The organism is Pseudoduganella violacea (genome assembly GCF_014191875.1).
Classification (GTDB): Bacteria; Pseudomonadota; Gammaproteobacteria; order Burkholderiales; family Burkholderiaceae_D; genus Rugamonas; species Rugamonas violacea_A.
In genome coordinates, this window is record NZ_JACHXD010000003.1 from 264759 (window position 1) to 280314 (window position 15556).

Annotated in this window: 14 protein-coding genes and 2 tRNA genes; 1 reads left to right on the forward strand and 15 read right to left on the reverse strand. The window is 62.0% G+C overall.

The features are described 5' to 3' along the window. Window positions 1–19 precede the first annotated feature (19 nt). The 7 genes from FHS03_RS07040 to FHS03_RS07070 form a co-directional block, all read right to left on the reverse strand. Entirely contained in the window at window positions 20–340 is a 321-nt protein-coding gene (locus FHS03_RS07040; RefSeq protein ID WP_183440306.1) for a hypothetical protein, read from the reverse strand. A gap of 93 nt (window positions 341–433) precedes the next feature. After that, window positions 434–510, reverse strand: a tRNA-Arg gene (locus tag FHS03_RS07045). 74 nt (window positions 511–584) lie between these two features. After that, window positions 585–661, reverse strand: a tRNA-Pro gene (locus FHS03_RS07050). A 52-nt stretch (window positions 662–713) separates the two neighbouring features. Then, window positions 714–2066 carry a phosphoglucosamine mutase gene (gene glmM / locus FHS03_RS07055; RefSeq protein WP_183440307.1) on the reverse strand — a complete coding sequence of 451 codons (1353 nt, stop codon included), beginning with the start codon at window positions 2064–2066 and terminating at the stop codon, window positions 714–716. 40 nt (window positions 2067–2106) lie between these two features. Next, complete coding sequence (gene folP / locus FHS03_RS07060) at window positions 2107–2928, reverse strand: dihydropteroate synthase (protein WP_183440308.1); 822 nt, start codon at window positions 2926–2928, stop codon at window positions 2107–2109. 72 nt (window positions 2929–3000) lie between these two features. Continuing rightward, entirely contained in the window at window positions 3001–4881 is a 1881-nt protein-coding gene (gene ftsH, locus FHS03_RS07065) for an ATP-dependent zinc metalloprotease FtsH (protein WP_183440309.1), read from the reverse strand. Window positions 4882–5095: 214 nt separating this feature from the next. Beyond that, window positions 5096–5746, reverse strand: coding sequence for an RlmE family RNA methyltransferase (locus FHS03_RS07070; RefSeq protein ID WP_183440310.1), 651 nt, complete (start codon window positions 5744–5746; stop codon window positions 5096–5098). Window positions 5747–5791: 45 nt separating this feature from the next. Between FHS03_RS07070 and FHS03_RS07075 the strand changes: the two genes are divergently transcribed. Continuing rightward, the gene (locus tag FHS03_RS07075; protein WP_050408461.1) at window positions 5792–6262 is read left to right on the forward strand and encodes a YhbY family RNA-binding protein; all 471 of its coding nucleotides are present in this window, start codon (window positions 5792–5794) and stop codon (window positions 6260–6262) included. Between the two features lie 80 nt (window positions 6263–6342). Here the strand turns inward: FHS03_RS07075 and FHS03_RS07080 are convergent, their stop codons facing one another. The 8 genes from FHS03_RS07080 to FHS03_RS07115 all read right to left on the reverse strand — a co-directional run bounded on the left by FHS03_RS07080 (window position 6343) and on the right by FHS03_RS07115 (window position 15554). Continuing rightward, entirely contained in the window at window positions 6343–6789 is a 447-nt protein-coding gene (locus tag FHS03_RS07080) for a DUF4149 domain-containing protein (protein WP_371871630.1), read from the reverse strand. Then, on the reverse strand, window positions 6786–7262 hold the full coding sequence (gene greA, locus FHS03_RS07085) for a transcription elongation factor GreA (protein ID WP_050408463.1): 477 nt from the start codon (window positions 7260–7262) through the stop codon (window positions 6786–6788). Before greA ends, FHS03_RS07080 begins: the two co-directional genes overlap by 4 nt. A 103-nt stretch (window positions 7263–7365) precedes the next feature. Next, entirely contained in the window at window positions 7366–10596 is a 3231-nt protein-coding gene (gene carB / locus FHS03_RS07090; RefSeq protein ID WP_183440312.1) for a carbamoyl-phosphate synthase large subunit, read from the reverse strand. After that, window positions 10597–11760 (reverse strand): glutamine-hydrolyzing carbamoyl-phosphate synthase small subunit, encoded by a 1164-nt coding sequence (carA, locus tag FHS03_RS07095; protein WP_183440313.1) that lies wholly within the window; start codon window positions 11758–11760, stop codon window positions 10597–10599. It abuts the gene before it with no gap. Between the two features lie 210 nt (window positions 11761–11970). Beyond that, entirely contained in the window at window positions 11971–12375 is a 405-nt protein-coding gene (locus FHS03_RS07100) for a GlcG/HbpS family heme-binding protein (RefSeq protein WP_050408466.1), read from the reverse strand. A gap of 24 nt (window positions 12376–12399) precedes the next feature. Then, window positions 12400–13395, reverse strand: a complete 996-nt coding sequence (locus FHS03_RS07105) for a patatin-like phospholipase family protein (protein WP_183440314.1) — start codon at window positions 13393–13395, stop codon at window positions 12400–12402. Window positions 13396–13551: 156 nt separating this feature from the next. Continuing rightward, complete coding sequence (gene phoR, locus FHS03_RS07110; protein WP_183440315.1) at window positions 13552–14865, reverse strand: phosphate regulon sensor histidine kinase PhoR; 1314 nt, start codon at window positions 14863–14865, stop codon at window positions 13552–13554. Next, window positions 14862–15554 carry a response regulator gene (locus tag FHS03_RS07115; RefSeq protein WP_050408469.1) on the reverse strand — a complete coding sequence of 231 codons (693 nt, stop codon included), beginning with the start codon at window positions 15552–15554 and terminating at the stop codon, window positions 14862–14864. The genes phoR and FHS03_RS07115 overlap by 4 nt, the downstream gene beginning before the upstream one ends. Window positions 15555–15556 lie beyond the last annotated feature (2 nt).

The window sequence follows — 15556 nt, forward strand, 5'->3', positions numbered from 1 at the left end:
CTCGGGGCCTCTGTGCTGGTCACGGGGATGCGATGTAGCTCACCGCGTTACAAAGCATGCCGGCCCCGAGGAAAAAGAAGCCCAGGATAAATAAAAGAAATCCTAATTTATCCTGAATATTGAGCAGGACCGAGGAGGCTCCGAGCACCACTTCATGCTCTTGCCGCAATCCATCCATTCGGTTAAACAGCTCTTTAATATTGTTATCGTGGATGACCAAGCAATTGGTAACCCACTCTAAAATGTGCTTGGCGCGCCACGCAAGAATTAGTGAGCCCAAGCCAGCGAAGGCAGAACCGATTAGCTTTAAGATTGTCGGCAAATCAGATGGGAAATGCATTCATTCATCCTTTCGAAAAACCTACACAGTGCCTACACAAAAATACCAGATACAAAAAAAGGACTTGAGAATTTCTCTAAGTCCTTGATTTTATGGCCTGCCCAGCTGGGTTCGAACCAGCGACCCTCAGCTTAGAAGGCTGATGCTCTATCCAACTGAGCTATGGGCAGTGTGGAGACGGCGCGAAAACGCCGGGAGAAATGAAAAACGGGCTGTCACAGACAACCCGTTTCTTTTTGAATTTTGGTCGGAGTACAAGGATTCGAACCTTGGACCCCCTGGTCCCAAACCAGGTGCGCTACCGGGCTGCGCTACACTCCGATAAACGCATTGTACTCCTTGCCGCTATGTGGCGTCAATGTAACGGGCGAACTCAGGCAGCGAGCGGCACGCTGACCTTGTCGGCGATGCGGCGCGCCATGCTTTGCGCGTGTTCGGCGTTGCGCGCCTCCACCATCACACGGATCAGCGGCTCGGTGCCGGAGGCGCGGATCAGCACGCGGCCGCTGTCGCCCAGCTCGCGCTCGACCAGTTCCTTCTCGGCCACCATGGCGGCGTTTTTCTGCCAGTCGAAGCCGGCCGGCACGCGCACATTGATCAGGGTTTGCGGGAACAGCTCGACTTCGCCGGCGATCTGGGCCAGGGTCTTGTTGCTGCGCTTGAGCGCGCTCAGCACCTGCAGCGCCGAGATGATGCCGTCGCCCGTGGTGTGCTTGTCCAGCGCCAGCAGGTGGCCGCTGCCCTCCCCGCCCAGGATCCAGCCTTTTTCCTGCAGCACTTCGAGCACGTAGCGGTCGCCCACCTTGGCGCGCGCGAAGCCGATGCCTTTTTCCTTGAACGCCACTTCCAGCGCCATATTCGTCATCAGGGTGCCGACGGCGCCCGGCACGGGGCCGGTGGCCAGGCGGTCCATCACCATCACGTACAGCAGCTCGTCGCCGTTGTACAGGCGGCCGTTGGCGTCGCACATGATGAGGCGGTCGGCGTCGCCATCGAGCGCAATGCCGAGGTCGGCGTCATGCGCCAGCACGGCGGCGGCCATGGCTTTCGGCGCGGTGGCGCCGTGGCCGTCGTTGATATTGAAACCGTCCGGCTTGTTGCCGATCGGGACCACTTCCGCACCCAGTTCGTGGAACACGTGGGGGGCGATATCGTAGGCGGCGCCGTGGGCGCAATCGACCACGATCTTCAGGCCGCGCAGGTCCAGCTCATTGGGGAAGGTGCTCTTGCAAAATTCGATGTAGCGGCCCTTGGCGTCATCCAGGCGCTTGGCGCGGCCCAGCTTTTCCGAATTGACGCAGCCCATGGGTTGCTCCAGCAGGGCTTCGATGTCCAGCTCGACTGCGTCGGGCAACTTGGTGCCCTGGGCCGAGAAGAATTTGATGCCGTTGTCCTGGAAAGGATTGTGCGAGGCCGAAATCACCACGCCGGCCGACAGGCGCAGCGCGCGCGTCAGGTAGGCGATGGCCGGGGTCGGCATCGGGCCAGCCAGCATCACGTCCACGCCGGCGGCGGAGAAGCCCGCCTCCAGCGCCGCTTCCAGCATATAGCCGGAAATGCGCGTGTCTTTGCCGATCAGCACGGTGGGCCGCGCCATGCCGGCGGCGGCCGTCTTGGCCAGCACCTGGCCGGCCGCGTAGCCGAGGCGCATTACGAATTCAGGGGTGATCGGCGCGGCGCCGACCAAGCCACGGATACCGTCGGTACCGAAATATTTGCGTGCCATATGAAATCTCTTCTTGTGTGTTGAACTGCAAGCCCTATTCTTATTGGGCGGCTTGCCATACCTTTAAAGCATCTACCGTTTCCGCCACATCATGCACCCGCACGATCTGGGCGCCATGCGCCACCGCCGCCAGCGCCCCGCCGATGCTGCCGGCCAGACGCTGCTCGACCGGCTTGCCGGTCACGGCGCCGATCATCGACTTGCGCGAGACGCCGGCCAGCAGCGGCAGGCCGAGTTCGGCGACCAGCCGCCGTCCGGCCTTCAGTAAAGCATAGTTGTGTTCCACGGTTTTGCCAAAACCAAAACCGGGATCGATCCACAGCCGCTCGCGCTCGATGCCGGCCGCCGTCAGTGCCTCCACCCGTTCGCGCAGGAAAGCCACGACGTCGGCCACCACGTCGCCATAGGCAGGATTGTGCTGCATCGTTGCAGGATTATCAAGCATATGCATGATACACAAAGCGCAGTCGCTGCCGCGCACGGCATCGATGGCGCCCGGCGCGCGGAAGGCGTTGATGTCGTTGATCATGTCCACGCCGGCCAGAATCGCTTCGCGCATCACGGTCGGCTTATAGGTATCGACCGACACTGGCGTGCCGCTGTCGCGCAGCGCATACAGCACCGGCAGCACGCGCCGCAGCTCTTCCTCCAGCGGCAGCGCCGGGGCGCCGGGACGGCTCGATTCGCCGCCCACATCGATGATGTCGACGCCCTCGCCCACCATGCGTTCCGCATGCGACACGGCGTATTCCAGGCTGTGGTGCTGGCCGCCATCGGAGAAGGAATCGGGCGTGACATTGAGAATGCCCATGACGAGCGGGCGTGGCGGCAAATTGAAGCGGCCGAAATGGATCTGAGGCATGGATTGTGTGGGCTAAGAATGGAAAAAAGGGCGAGGATTCCTCCTCACCCTTTCTATTGGCGCGGTCCGGGCTTAAGCCGGCGCCGTCGCATTGGGCGAAATGCCGGTATCGCCGCCGCCGGGCTGCTTGCGCAGCGTGACGCCCGCTTTCGGCGGACGCGGCTCGTGGCCGGCCATGATGTCGTTGATCTGCTCGGCATCGATGGTTTCCCATTCCAACAGGGCCTTGGTCATCATTTCGACCTTGTCGCGGTTTTCTTCGAGCAGCTTGCGCGCCAGCGCATACTGCGAGTCGAGGATGTTGCGGATTTCGGCGTCGACCTTTTGCTGGGTCGCTTCCGAGATGGTCTTGTTGGTGCCGCCCAGGAAACCTTCGTTCTGGGTGTCTTCGTACACCATCACGCCCAGCGCGTCCGACATGCCGAAACGCGTCACCATCGAGCGGGCCAGCTTGGTGGCGCGCGAGAAGTCGTTGGCGGCGCCGGTCGACATCTGGCCGACGAAGATTTCTTCCGCGATACGGCCGCCGAACAGGATGGAAATTTCTTCCAGCATCTTGTCCTTGTAGCCGGACAGATTGTCGTGCTCAGGCAGCTGCCAGGTCAGGCCCAGCGCCCAGCCGCGCGGCATGATGGTGACCTTGTGCACCGGATCGGCCTTCGGCAGCAGCTTGGCAACGACGGCGTGGCCGGACTCGTGGTAAGCCGTGTTGCGGCGCTCTTCCTCGCGGATAATCATGGACTTGCGCTCCGGACCCATGAAGATCTTGTCCTTGGCGTCCTCGAAGTCCTGCATATCGACCAGGCGCTTGCTGCGGCGCGCGGCGAACAGGGCCGCTTCGTTGACCAGGTTGGCCAGGTCGGCGCCCGAGAAGCCGGGCGTGCCACGGGCCAGGATGTCGGCTTTCACGTCGGTGCCGATCGGCACTTTGCGCATATGCACGTTCAGGATCTGCTCGCGGCCGCGGATGTCCGGCAAGCCCACCGACACTTGGCGGTCGAAACGGCCGGGACGCAGCAGCGCCTTGTCCAGCACGTCGGCGCGGTTGGTGGCAGCCACCACGATCACGCCGGACGAGGCTTCGAAGCCATCCATTTCCACCAGCAACTGGTTCAGGGTCTGCTCGCGCTCATCGTTGCCGCCGCCCATGCCGGCACCGCGGTGACGGCCAACGGCGTCGATCTCGTCGATGAAGATAATGCAGGGCGAATGTTTTTTCGCGTTCTCGAACATATCGCGCACGCGGGACGCACCCACGCCGACGAACATTTCCACGAAGTCGGAACCGGAGATCGAGAAGAACGGCACCTTGGCCTCACCCGCGATGGCGCGCGCCAGCAGGGTTTTACCGGTGCCGGGAGGACCGACCATCAGCACGCCGCGCGGAATGCGGCCGCCCAGTTTCTGGAACTTGGTCGGGTCTTTCAGGAAGTCCACGATCTCGGTGACTTCTTCCTTCGCTTCGTCGCAGCCGGCGACGTCGGCGAAAGTCACGGTGTTATTGGTTTCATCGAGCATGCGCGCCTTCGATTTGCCGAAGGAGAAAGCGCCGCCCTTGCCGCCGCCCTGCATCTGGCGCATGAAGAAAATCCACACGCCGATCAAGAGCAGCATCGGGAACCAGGAGACGAAGACCTGCTGCAGGAACGATGGCTCTTCCGGCGGCTTCACATCGAAGCGCACGCCGTTTTCGCGCAGGTCGCCGATCAGGCCGCGGTCCAGATAGGTCGCGGTGGTGCGCACCTTGGATTCGTCGATCTTGGTGGCGGTAATGGTATTGCCCTCGATCGTCACATCCTTGATGCGGCGGGCTTTTACCTCATCCAGCAGATCGGAATAAGCGATGGTCTTGCTGCCGCCAGCCATGCTGTGGTTGTCAAATTGCTTAAACAGCATAAATAACAACAGGGCAACAACTACCCAGATGGCAGATTTGGAAAACATGTTATTCACGAAAACTCCTTGGATGCAGCGCGCATCTGTTACCGGTACTAGAAACTGATTTTACTCGTAATGGACAGGCCGTGCCAGAAACCTGCCCCACCGGTGCGTGATTTTGGCCGCGCACGGGCTGAAAAACGTCATGTTAACCCCAATCCAACGCCCTTCCGCAGCCGATGTGCGGTCCATGCGGCCAAATACAAGGGCTAAAACATCGGATTCGTGATTAATTTTGCACCGGATGTTTCAAACCCCGGCCCAAAAGGAAGATTTCGGACGATTTATCGCGGCTGGCTTTCGGCTTCTTTTGCTTGACGACTTTGAACTCTTGCTTAAATTTCTCGTAAATCTGGGTAAAGCCCATATCCTTGAAACACTTCACCAGCAAGGAACCGCCCGGTTTCAGATGGTGCTGGGAGAATTCGATGGCGATATCGATCAAATCTTCCATGCGCGCCGCGTCGGCGGTGGCGATGCCCGACAAATTGGGCGCCATATCCGACAAGACCAGGTCCGCTTTGCGTCCCTGCAACACTTCCGCCAATTGGTCGAGGATTTCCTGTTCGCGGAAATCGCCCTGGATGAAATGCATATCGGCGATCGGCTCCATGGGCAGGATATCCAGGCCGATAATGGTGCCATTGATGCCGCCGCCCTCCTTGCCCGCCAGCTTACGCCGCGTGTACTGGCCCCAGGAGCCGGGCGTGCAACCCAGGTCGACGATCAACTGGCCGGAGTGGATCAGCTTTTCGTCTTCGTCGATCTCTTTCAGCTTGTAGGCGGCGCGCGCGCGGTAGCCGTCCTTCTTGGCGGCCTTCACGTAAGGATCGTTAATATGGTCGTGCAACCAGTTTTTGTTTAATTTGTTCTTTGCCATATCGCGTAGAATAGCGCCTTTAAGAGAACTACCCAAAAAAATATTATGTTGAAACTAACACCCGTTGAGCGCAGTGCACTGCGCGCCGAAGCACACGCGCTGAAGCCTATCGTCCTCATTGGGGAGGCCGGCCTGACGCCTGCCGTGATGAAGGAAATCGAACTGGGCCTGGATTCCCACGGCCTGATCAAGGTACGCGTGTTCGGCGACGACCGTGACGCCCGCATCGAAATGTACGACACCATATGCGCCGAACTCAGCGCCGCTCCCGTGCAGCACATCGGCAAGCTGCTGGTGCTGTACCGCCCGAAAAAGGAAGTGGAAAAAGCCCGCAGCGCCAAAGCCGGTAAAGGCATGCGCATGGTCACCATCGTCAAGCCCAGCGCCAGCGGCACCAAGAAACCGTCCGTCAGCAAGGTTATGCTGAAAGGCAATGAACGCGTTACAGAAGGCGGCACCATCAAGCGCGCCAAGGCCCGCCAGAAGAGCACCAAGAAGACCTTGCTCAACGACTGATCTTCACAGTCCGAAATACAGCGGGGAAGACGGGACGCCAGTCCCGCTTCCCCGTTTTTTATTGCCCGTTTTTTAGCTATTTACTGTTTGACCACCAGCCATACGGCCAGCAGGCTTTGCAGCAGATAGATGCAGCTGGAAATCCCGTGCAGCATGCCGAAACGGCTCTTCGCCGCGCTTTCCATCACGCCGGACGCACCGGCGGCGGCGCGCAGCTCGGCCATCATCGGCTGCAGGCCAAAATGGCTGATGACGGTGCACAGCGCCATGGCGGCCACCAGGGCCAGCACGGTGCGGCGCCGTTTGGCGTCCCAGTCGCGCGTCGCGGTCCAGATCAACAGCACCATGGCCGCGCCGCAGCCCAGCGACAGCAAGGCCTGGGCGTGGAACATGCTGCCGGCGATACTGCCGGCCAGCACGCGGTCGCTCAGCGTGGCAAACAGGGTCGGCGCCACCAGGTAGCCGACCGTCCACAGGCTGCCCGCCCACAGGGCCGCCACCAGCAGCCTGACGCGCGGCAGCATCAGATGTAGCGCACGTCGATGATTTCGTACTCGCGCGGGCCGGACGGCGCCTGCACTTCCACCACGTCGCCGGCGGCCTTGCCGATCAGCGCGCGCGCGATCGGCGACGTCACGGAAACCTTGCTCAGTTTGATATCGGCCTCGTCGATGCCGACGATCTGATAGCTCACCTTCTGGCCCGATTCCAGGTCTTCCAGGTCGACGGTGGAGGCAAACACCACGCGGCCGTCGGCGTCGAGCTGGGTCGGGTCGATCACTTGCGCGCTGCTCAGTTTGCCTTCCAGTTCCGCAATGCGGCCTTCCACGAAGGCCTGGCGCTCCTTGGCCGCATCGTATTCGGCGTTTTCCGACAGGTCGCCATGCGAGCGCGCTTCGGCGATCGCGTCAATGACAATGCGGCGCTCCTTGGTCTTCAACTGATGCAGCTCTTCTTTCAAAAGCTCTGCGCCGAATTTGGTAAGTGGAACTGAAGTCATAATTTACCTGCTATTTACGTTATTCCCAAAGAAAAAGCACAGAGCCCGCACCTTGCTACAGCGCGGGCTCTGTGGTCGTGGTCCTGCTTAACTTCTAAAGGGCTTAGTGTAAGGTTTTATGCAGGCCTTGTAAATCGTACACGCGCAACTCGTCCAGATGGCGAATGCCCGCCACCGCCGCCTCGGCGCCGGCGATGGTGGTGTAGGTCGTCACGCGCGCCGCCAGCGAGGAAGTGCGGATCGCGCGCGAATCGGTGATGGCGCTGCGCTTCTCTTCCACGGTGTTGATCACCAGGACGATCTCGTGGTTCTTGATCATGTCGACCACGTGCGGACGGCCTTCGACCATCTTGTTGACCGGCGTGACCGGGATGCCGGCGGCGGCGATCACCGCGGCCGTGCCCTTGGTCGCCACCAGCGAGAAGCCGGCATCGACCAGGTCGCGCGCCACTTTCACGGCGCGCGGTTTGTCCGAGGCTTTCACCGACAGGAAGACCTTGCCCGACTTCGGCAGCTTGACGCCGGCGCCCAGCTGCGACTTGACGAAGGCTTCGGCGAAGGTGCTGCCCACGCCCATGACTTCACCGGTCGATTTCATCTCAGGACCGAGGATGGTATCCACGCCCGGGAATTTCACGAAGGGGAAGACGGCTTCCTTGACGCTGTAGTAGGACGGCACGACTTCCTGGGTGATGCCCTGCTCGGCCAGCTTCTGGCCCACCATGCAGCGCGCGGCGATCTTGGCCAGCTGCAGACCGGTCGCTTTCGACACGAAAGGTACGGTACGCGAAGCGCGCGGGTTCACTTCCAGCACATAGACCACGTCCTTGGTTTCGCCGTTGGCTTCCTGCTTCTGGATGGCGAACTGCACGTTCATCAGACCGACCACGTTCAGACCCTTGGCCATCAGCGCGGTCTGGCGCTTCAGCTCATCGATGGTGTCCTGCGCCAGCGAGTAAGGCGGCAGCGAGCAGGCCGAGTCGCCCGAGTGCACGCCAGCCTGTTCGATGTGTTCCATCACGCCGCCGATGAAGGTGGTTTCGCCGTCGGAGATGCAGTCCACGTCGCATTCGATGGCATCGTTCAGGAAGCGGTCCAGCAGCACCGGCGAATCGTTCGACACTTTCACCGCTTCGCGCATATAGCGCTCCAGGTCGCGCTGCTCGTGCACGATTTCCATGGCGCGGCCGCCCAGCACATAGGATGGGCGCACCACCAGCGGGTAGCCGATTTCCTGCGCCAGTTGCAGCGCCTCTTCCTCGGTGCGCGCGGTGCGGTTAGGCGGCTGGCGCAGGCCCAGGTCGTGCAGCAGCTTCTGAAAGCGCTCGCGGTCTTCGGCCGCGTCGATCATATCCGGCGAGGTGCCGATGATCGGCACGCCGTTGGCTTCCAGGTCCAGCGCCAGTTTCAGCGGGGTCTGGCCGCCGTACTGCACGATCACGCCGACCGGTTTTTCCAGCGCCACGATTTCCAGCACGTCTTCCAGCGTCAGCGACTCGAAGTACAGGCGGTCGGAGGTGTCGTAGTCGGTGGACACGGTCTCCGGATTGCAGTTGACCATGATGGTCTCGTAGCCGTCTTCGCGCATCGCCAGCGCGGCGTGCACGCAGCAGTAGTCGAATTCGATGCCCTGGCCGATGCGGTTAGGACCGCCGCCCAGCACCATGATCTTCTTCTTGTCGGTCGGATTGGACTCGCACTCTTCGTCATAGGTCGAGTACATATACGCGGTATTGGTCGCGAATTCCGCGGCGCAGGTATCGACGCGCTTGTACACCGGACGGATGTTGAGCTCATGGCGCTTCAGGCGCACGGCGGTGTCCGTGGTCTGCAGCAGGAAGCCCAGACGACGGTCGGAGAAGCCTTTTTGCTTCAGCTTGAACAGGGTGTTGCGGTCCAGATTGTCCAGCTTCTGGGTGTCGAGCCACAGCTCCAGGTCGACGATCTCCTTGATCTGGATCAGGAACCACGGATCGATCTTGGTCAGCTGGTGCACTTCCTCCAGCGTGAAGCCCTGGGCGAAAGCGTCGCCCACATACCAGATGCGCTCAGGACCAGGCTCGCCCAGCTCTTCTTCCAGCTTCTCGCGGTCCTTGGTTTTTTCGTTCATGCCGTCCACGCCCACTTCCAGGCCGCGCAGGGCTTTCTGGAACGATTCCTGGAAGCTGCGGCCGATCGCCATCACCTCACCCACGGATTTCATCTGCGTGGTCAGGTGGTGGTCGGCGGTCGGGAACTTCTCGAAGGTGAAGCGCGGCACCTTGGTCACGACGTAGTCGATCGAAGGCTCGAACGAGGCCGGGGTCTGGCCGCCGGTGATCTCGTTGCGCAGCTCGTCCAGCGTGAAGCCCACGGCCAGCTTGGCCGCCACCTTGGCGATCGGGAAGCCGGTGGCTTTCGAGGCCAGCGCCGAGGAACGCGACACGCGCGGGTTCATCTCGATGACGATCATGCGGCCGTCTTTCGGATTGATCGAGAACTGCACGTTGGAGCCGCCGGTATCGACCCCGATCTCGCGCAGCACGGCCAGCGAGGCGTTGCGCATGATCTGGTATTCCTTGTCGGTCAGGGTCTGCGCCGGCGCCACGGTGATGGAGTCGCCGGTGTGCACGCCCATCGGGTCCAGGTTTTCGATCGAGCAGATGATGATGCAGTTGTCCGCCTTGTCGCGCACCACTTCCATCTCATACTCTTTCCAGCCGATCAGCGATTCTTCGATCAGCAGTTCGGAGGTGGGCGAAGCTTCCAGGCCGCGTTTGCAGATGGCTTCGAATTCTTCTTCGTTGTAGGCGATGCCGCCGCCGGTGCCGCCCATGGTGAAGGACGGACGGATGATAACCGGGAAGCCCAGCTCGCGCTGCACGGCCCAGGATTCTTCCATCGTGTGCGACACGCCCGAGCGCGCCGAACCGAGGCCGATCTTGGTCATCGCATCCTTGAACTTGGAACGGTCTTCGGCCTTGTCGATGGCTTCCGGCGTGGCGCCGATCAGTTCCACCTTGTATTTATCCAGCACGCCGTGCTTGTGCAGGTCGAGCGCGCAGTTCAGCGCGGTCTGGCCGCCCATGGTCGGCAGGATCGCGTCCGGACGCTCCTTGGCGATGATGCGTTCCACCACCTGCCAGGTGATCGGCTCGACGTAGGTGACGTCGGCCATGTCCGGATCGGTCATGATGGTCGCCGGATTGCTGTTGACCAGAATGACTTTATAACCCTCTTCGCGCAGCGCCTTGCAGGCCTGGGCGCCGGAATAGTCGAATTCGCAGGCCTGGCCGATGATGATCGGGCCGGCGCCAATAATCAGGATGCTTTTAATATCAGAACGTTTTGGCATTTATTTCTTCTCCGCGGCTTCCATCATCGAGATGAAGCGGTCAAACAGGTAGGCGACGTCGGTCGGGCCAGGCGAGGCTTCCGGGTGGCCCTGGAAGCAGAACGCCGGCGTATCGGTGCGGGCAAAGCCCTGCAGCGAACCGTCGAACAGCGAGTTGTGCGTCACGCGGCAGTTGGCCGGCAGGGTCGCGGCGTCCACGGCGAAACCGTGGTTCTGCGAGGTGATCAGCACCTGCTTGCTGTCCAGATCCTGCACCGGGTGGTTGGCGCCGTGGTGGCCGAATTTCATCTTCAAGGTTTTCGCGCCCGAGGCCAGGGCCATGATCTGGTGGCCGAGGCAGATGCCGAAGACCGGAATGCCTTTCGCCATCAGGTCCTTGGTGGCCTTGATCGCATAATCGCATGGCTCCGGATCGCCGGGACCGTTGGACAGGAAGACGCCGTCCGGATTCAGCGCCAGCGCCTCTTCCGCCGTGGACTGGGCCGGCAGCACCGTCACCTTGCAACCGCGCGAAGCGAGCATGCGCAGGATGTTGCGCTTCACGCCATAGTCGAAGGCGACCACGTGGAAGCGTGGATTCTCCACCTTGCCGTAGCCCTCGCCCAGCGTCCACTCGGTCTCGGTCCACTCGTAGGCGGTCTTGGTCGAGACCACCTTGGCCAGGTCCATGCCGGCCAGGCCCGGGAAGGAACGCGCCAGTTCCAGCGCCTGCGCCACGGAAGGCTCATTGCCCAGCGTGCCGGTCAGGATGGCGCCGGCCTGCGCGCCTTTTTCGCGCAGCAGGCGCGTCAGCTTGCGCGTGTCGATGCCGGCGATGGCGACGATGTTCTCGGCCTTCAGGTAATCGGACAGGGATTGGGTGGAACGGAAGTTCGAGGCCAGCAGCGGCAGGTCGCGGATGATCAGGCCGGCGGCGTGGACTTTGCTCGACTCTACGTCTTCAGGATTGATGCCGTAGTTGCCGATATGCGGATAAGTCAGGGTGACGATCTGGCGGCAATAGCTGGGATCGGTCAGGATTTCCTGATAACCGGTGATAGAGGTATTAAAGACGACTTCGCCCGTCGTGTGACCGGCGGCGCCAATAGAAAAACCTTTGAAGATGGTTCCGTCAGCGAGAGCCAGGATGGCTGGAACGGCTGGGCCAGAAAAAAATGGCGGCAAGGGCAACTCCTGATAAAGTTACCGTAGCGACGCCACGTCAGACGACCGGCAAGGAACCGGGCTTGAGGGCCGGCTTGCAGGTCAGATGAAAATGGAGGATGTGGTAGGCGCTACGGTCTATGGTGATTGGCTAAACCTTTGAATTATAGCCCAATTTCACCCTTTCGGCAATGCCACCCCAAGCCACGCTGACGTGATTGCTGCTTTCGCCTACACCAAAGCGGCGATGCCCGCCTTGGCGATCTGCGCATCTTCCGAAGACTTGACGCCGGACACGCCAACCGCGCCGATGGTGTGGCCGTCGACCACGATATTCACGCCGCCTTCGAGCAAACCTTCCACTTCGGGCGCGCTCAGGAAGGAGACGCGGCCGTTATTGATCAGCTCCTCATAGATGCGCGATTCGCGCCGACCCAGGGCCGAAGTACGCGCCTTGGCCGGCGCGATGTGGGAAGAGATCGGCGCCGCGCCGTCCAGGCGCTGCAGCCACAGCATATGGCCGCCATCGTCGCAGATGGCGATGGTCACGGGCCAGTTATTGGCCTTGGCTTCCGCTTCGGCCGCGGCCGCGATTTTCTTTACGTCGTCGAGGGTCAGAAAGGGCTTGCTTTGCATCGGCTGGTTCCTTTTATCAAGTGCTTAGTTGGCGGCCGGAGCCGGGCTTTCGCGCATGGTTTTCAGCTTTTGCTTGAGCTGGGCCATGGCCGCCATGGTGGCGCGCTCGCCAGCCTGGATGGCCTGGGCGCGGTTGCTGAAGTCATTGCTGGCCATGCGGCCCAGCGGCGGCTGGATCACGATATCGGCCTTCTTCAGCTCGAACTGGTTGATGCGCTGGCCCATGATGCTGAAAGTCTGCATCAGCACTTCCAGCGACGAGATCGCCGCCTGGGCGTCGGTCTGGGTCGAAATATTGACGGCGATGATGAAGTCCGCGCCCATCTCGCGCGCGAAGCGCACCGGCACCGGCGCCACCAGGCCGCCATCGACATAGGTATGGCTGCCGATGGTCACCGGCTGGAACACGCCCGGCACGGCCGAGCTGGCGCGCACCGCCATGCCGGTATTACCGCGCTGGAAGAGGATGGGCTGGCCATTTTTCAGGTCAGCCGCCACGGCGCCGAACGGGATCTTCAGCTTTTCGATGGGGCGGTGCTGCACGGCTTTATTGACATAGCTTTGCAGCGCCTCGCCTTTCAGCACGCCCGACGACTTGCCGAACAGCGGCATGGCCCAGTCGGAGATTTCGGCCTCGTTCATATCGTAGGCCATGCGCTGCAGCTTGCTGGCCGAATTGCCGGCCGCGTACAAGGCGCCGACCACGCTGCCGGCGCTGGTGCCGACCACCAGGTCCGGCACGATGCCCTGCGATTCGAGCGCCTTGATCACGCCGATATGGGCGAAGCCGCGCGCGGCGCCGCCGCCCAGGGCCAGGCCGATCTTGATCTTGCGCTGAGCGGGCGGCGCCACCACCACCGGCTGCTGCGGCGGCGCGACAATCGGCGTTTCCGGCGTGGCAGGCGCACCCGGCACCGGGTTCAGCGGCGGCACATAGGGCTGCTTGGGTTGCGGGGACGGCGTGGTGCAGGCGGCCAGCAAGGCGGCCGCCAGAAGGGGAATCAGGCGTTTCAATAGCATTGGGATAAACAGATCTGCTCGTTTTCGGCGGACAGATTGTATCGCAAGACGCGTCGCCGGCCTTGAATTGCAGCTTAAACCGCTGCGCCAGCATGGCGACCTGGCTGCCGCACCGGCCGGCACCGCATCCGCGGCACCGGCCGGACGGCGGATGGCTTAGCCGGCCAGCAGCTCAGGCTGGGGCGCGGCGGCCGTGGACTTGGGCAGGGTGACGATGAAGGAGCTGCCCTTCCCTGCTTCGGACTTGATGGTCAGGCTGCCGCTGTGGCGCAGCAGCACGTGCTTGACGATGGCCAGGCCCAGGCCCGTGCCCTGGGTCTCGCGCGAACGGCTCTTGTCGACGCGGTAGAAGCGCTCGGTCAGGCGCGAGATGTGTTCGGGGCTGATGCCGATGCCGGTATCTTCCACCACGAACTGCACGCCCTTGGCCGTGTCGCGCCAATGCAGATGGATCTTGCCGCCGGCCGGGGTGTAACGCACCGCGTTCGAGGCCAGATTGCCGAAGGCGCTGTGCAGCTCTTCGGCGCTGCCCATCAGGTCGCCCGCTTCCACCGTCATATCGATTTCGTGCTTGCCGGCGGACAGGCCGCGCGCTTCGCGCAGCACCTGTTCCATCAGCTTGCCGATATCCACGTGCTCGGGACGCAGCGGGTGGTCGACCGATTCCAGGCGCGACAAGGTCAGCATGTCCTCGATCAGGTGTTGCATGCGGTGGCCCTGCTCCGTCATCAGCTTCAGGTGGGCGGCGCGGGTGGCGGCGTCCAAGTCTTCGGAGGCGGCGATTTCGAGGAAGCCGACAATCACCGTCAGCGGCGTGCGCAGCTCGTGCGAGGCGTTGGCGATGAAGTCGCGCCGCATCATTTCCGCGCGCTGGGTTTCCGTGATGTCGTGCGTGACCAGGATCTGGCGCCGGTTCTCGAACGGGATGATGTGCACGATCAGCTTGCGCTCGCGGAAGCTCAAGGTCAGCGGCTGGTCATAGCGGCCCAGGATCAGGTAGTCCATGAAGTCCGGACTGCGCACCAGATTGGTCACGCGCATGCCCTTGTCGCGGTCATGGCGCAGGCCCAGATGCTCTTCGGCGGCCGGATTGCACCACTCCAGGAACAGCACGTCGTCCATGATCACCACGCCGTCCGGCAGCAGGTGCATGGCCTGGCGGAAGCGCGCCAGCCATTCGGTCAGCTCGGCCTCGTTCTTTTCGTCGTCGCGGCGCAGGCGGTAGAGGCGGGAAAAGATGCTGGTCCACGCGCCCCAGCCGTCGGGCAGCTTGCCGCTTTTCGGATCGTCCAGCCAGTCGCTCAACTGGTACAGATAATTCAGCTGCACGAAGACCATCACCAGCAGCGCCACGAAGGCGGCCACCAGGGCCGGCAGCGCGCCGAACAGCCACCACAGCACGCCCACTCCCAGCAGGATCAGGCCCATGCGCAGCGCCGCCGGGACCCAGAACAGCAGTTTCGGATTCATGATTTTTCAGACAGCATGTAACCGACGCTGCGCACCGTCTTGATCAAATGTTCCGCTTCCTTGAGTGCCTTGCGCAGGCGCAGCACATGCACGTCCACCGTGCGTTCCTCGATCACCACGTGATCGCCCCAGACCTTGTCCAGCAGCTGGCTGCGCGAGAACACGCGTTCGGGATGGGCCAGGAAGAACTTGAGCAGCTTGTACTCGGCATGGCCGATGTCGATCTTGTTCTCGCCCATGGAGACGGTGCAGCTGACCGGATCGAGCGTGATCGGACCGGCGCGCATGGTCGAATCAGCGTGCTCCGGGCTCTTGCGGCGCAACAGCGCCTTGGAGCGCGCCAGCAGCTCGCGCGGCGAGAAAGGTTTGGTGATGTAGTCGTCGGCGCCGCCGTTCAAGCCCGCCAGCTTGTCTTCTTCCATGCTCTTGGCGGTCAGCATGATGACGGGGATGTCGTTGAACTGGCGGTCGCCGCGGATGCGGGCCAGCAGGCGCAGGCCGCTCTGGTCGGGCAGCATCCAGTCCAGCAGGATCAGCTGGGGCGTGCGCTTCTGGATGAAGTCCCACGCCTCCTGGGTGCTTTGCACGGCCGCGCAATTCCAGCCGGAATCGCGCAGGGAAAATGTTACCAGTTCAACAATCGCCGGTTCGTCTTCTACAATCAGTACAGTCGTCTTGTCGGATGCCATAA

What these genes read in the sequence shown, in the direction of transcription:
- FHS03_RS07040 (WP_183440306.1), bottom strand. Translation starts at nt 340, where the DNA reads ATGCATTTCCCATCTGATTTGCCGACAATCTTAAAGCTAATCGGTTCT.
- glmM (WP_183440307.1), bottom strand. Translation starts at nt 2,066, where the DNA reads ATGGCACGCAAATATTTCGGTACCGACGGTATCCGTGGCTTGGTCGGC.
- folP (WP_183440308.1), bottom strand. Translation starts at nt 2,928, where the DNA reads ATGCCTCAGATCCATTTCGGCCGCTTCAATTTGCCGCCACGCCCGCTC.
- FHS03_RS07070 (WP_183440310.1), bottom strand. Translation starts at nt 5,746, where the DNA reads ATGGCAAAGAACAAATTAAACAAAAACTGGTTGCACGACCATATTAAC.
- FHS03_RS07075 (WP_050408461.1), top strand. Translation starts at nt 5,792, where the DNA reads ATGTTGAAACTAACACCCGTTGAGCGCAGTGCACTGCGCGCCGAAGCA.
- greA (WP_050408463.1), bottom strand. Translation starts at nt 7,262, where the DNA reads ATGACTTCAGTTCCACTTACCAAATTCGGCGCAGAGCTTTTGAAAGAA.
- carB (WP_183440312.1), bottom strand. Translation starts at nt 10,596, where the DNA reads ATGCCAAAACGTTCTGATATTAAAAGCATCCTGATTATTGGCGCCGGC.
- FHS03_RS07100 (WP_050408466.1), bottom strand. Translation starts at nt 12,375, where the DNA reads ATGCAAAGCAAGCCCTTTCTGACCCTCGACGACGTAAAGAAAATCGCG.
- FHS03_RS07105 (WP_183440314.1), bottom strand. Translation starts at nt 13,395, where the DNA reads ATGCTATTGAAACGCCTGATTCCCCTTCTGGCGGCCGCCTTGCTGGCC.
- phoR (WP_183440315.1), bottom strand. Translation starts at nt 14,865, where the DNA reads ATGAATCCGAAACTGCTGTTCTGGGTCCCGGCGGCGCTGCGCATGGGC.
- FHS03_RS07115 (WP_050408469.1), bottom strand. Translation starts at nt 15,554, where the DNA reads ATGGCATCCGACAAGACGACTGTACTGATTGTAGAAGACGAACCGGCG.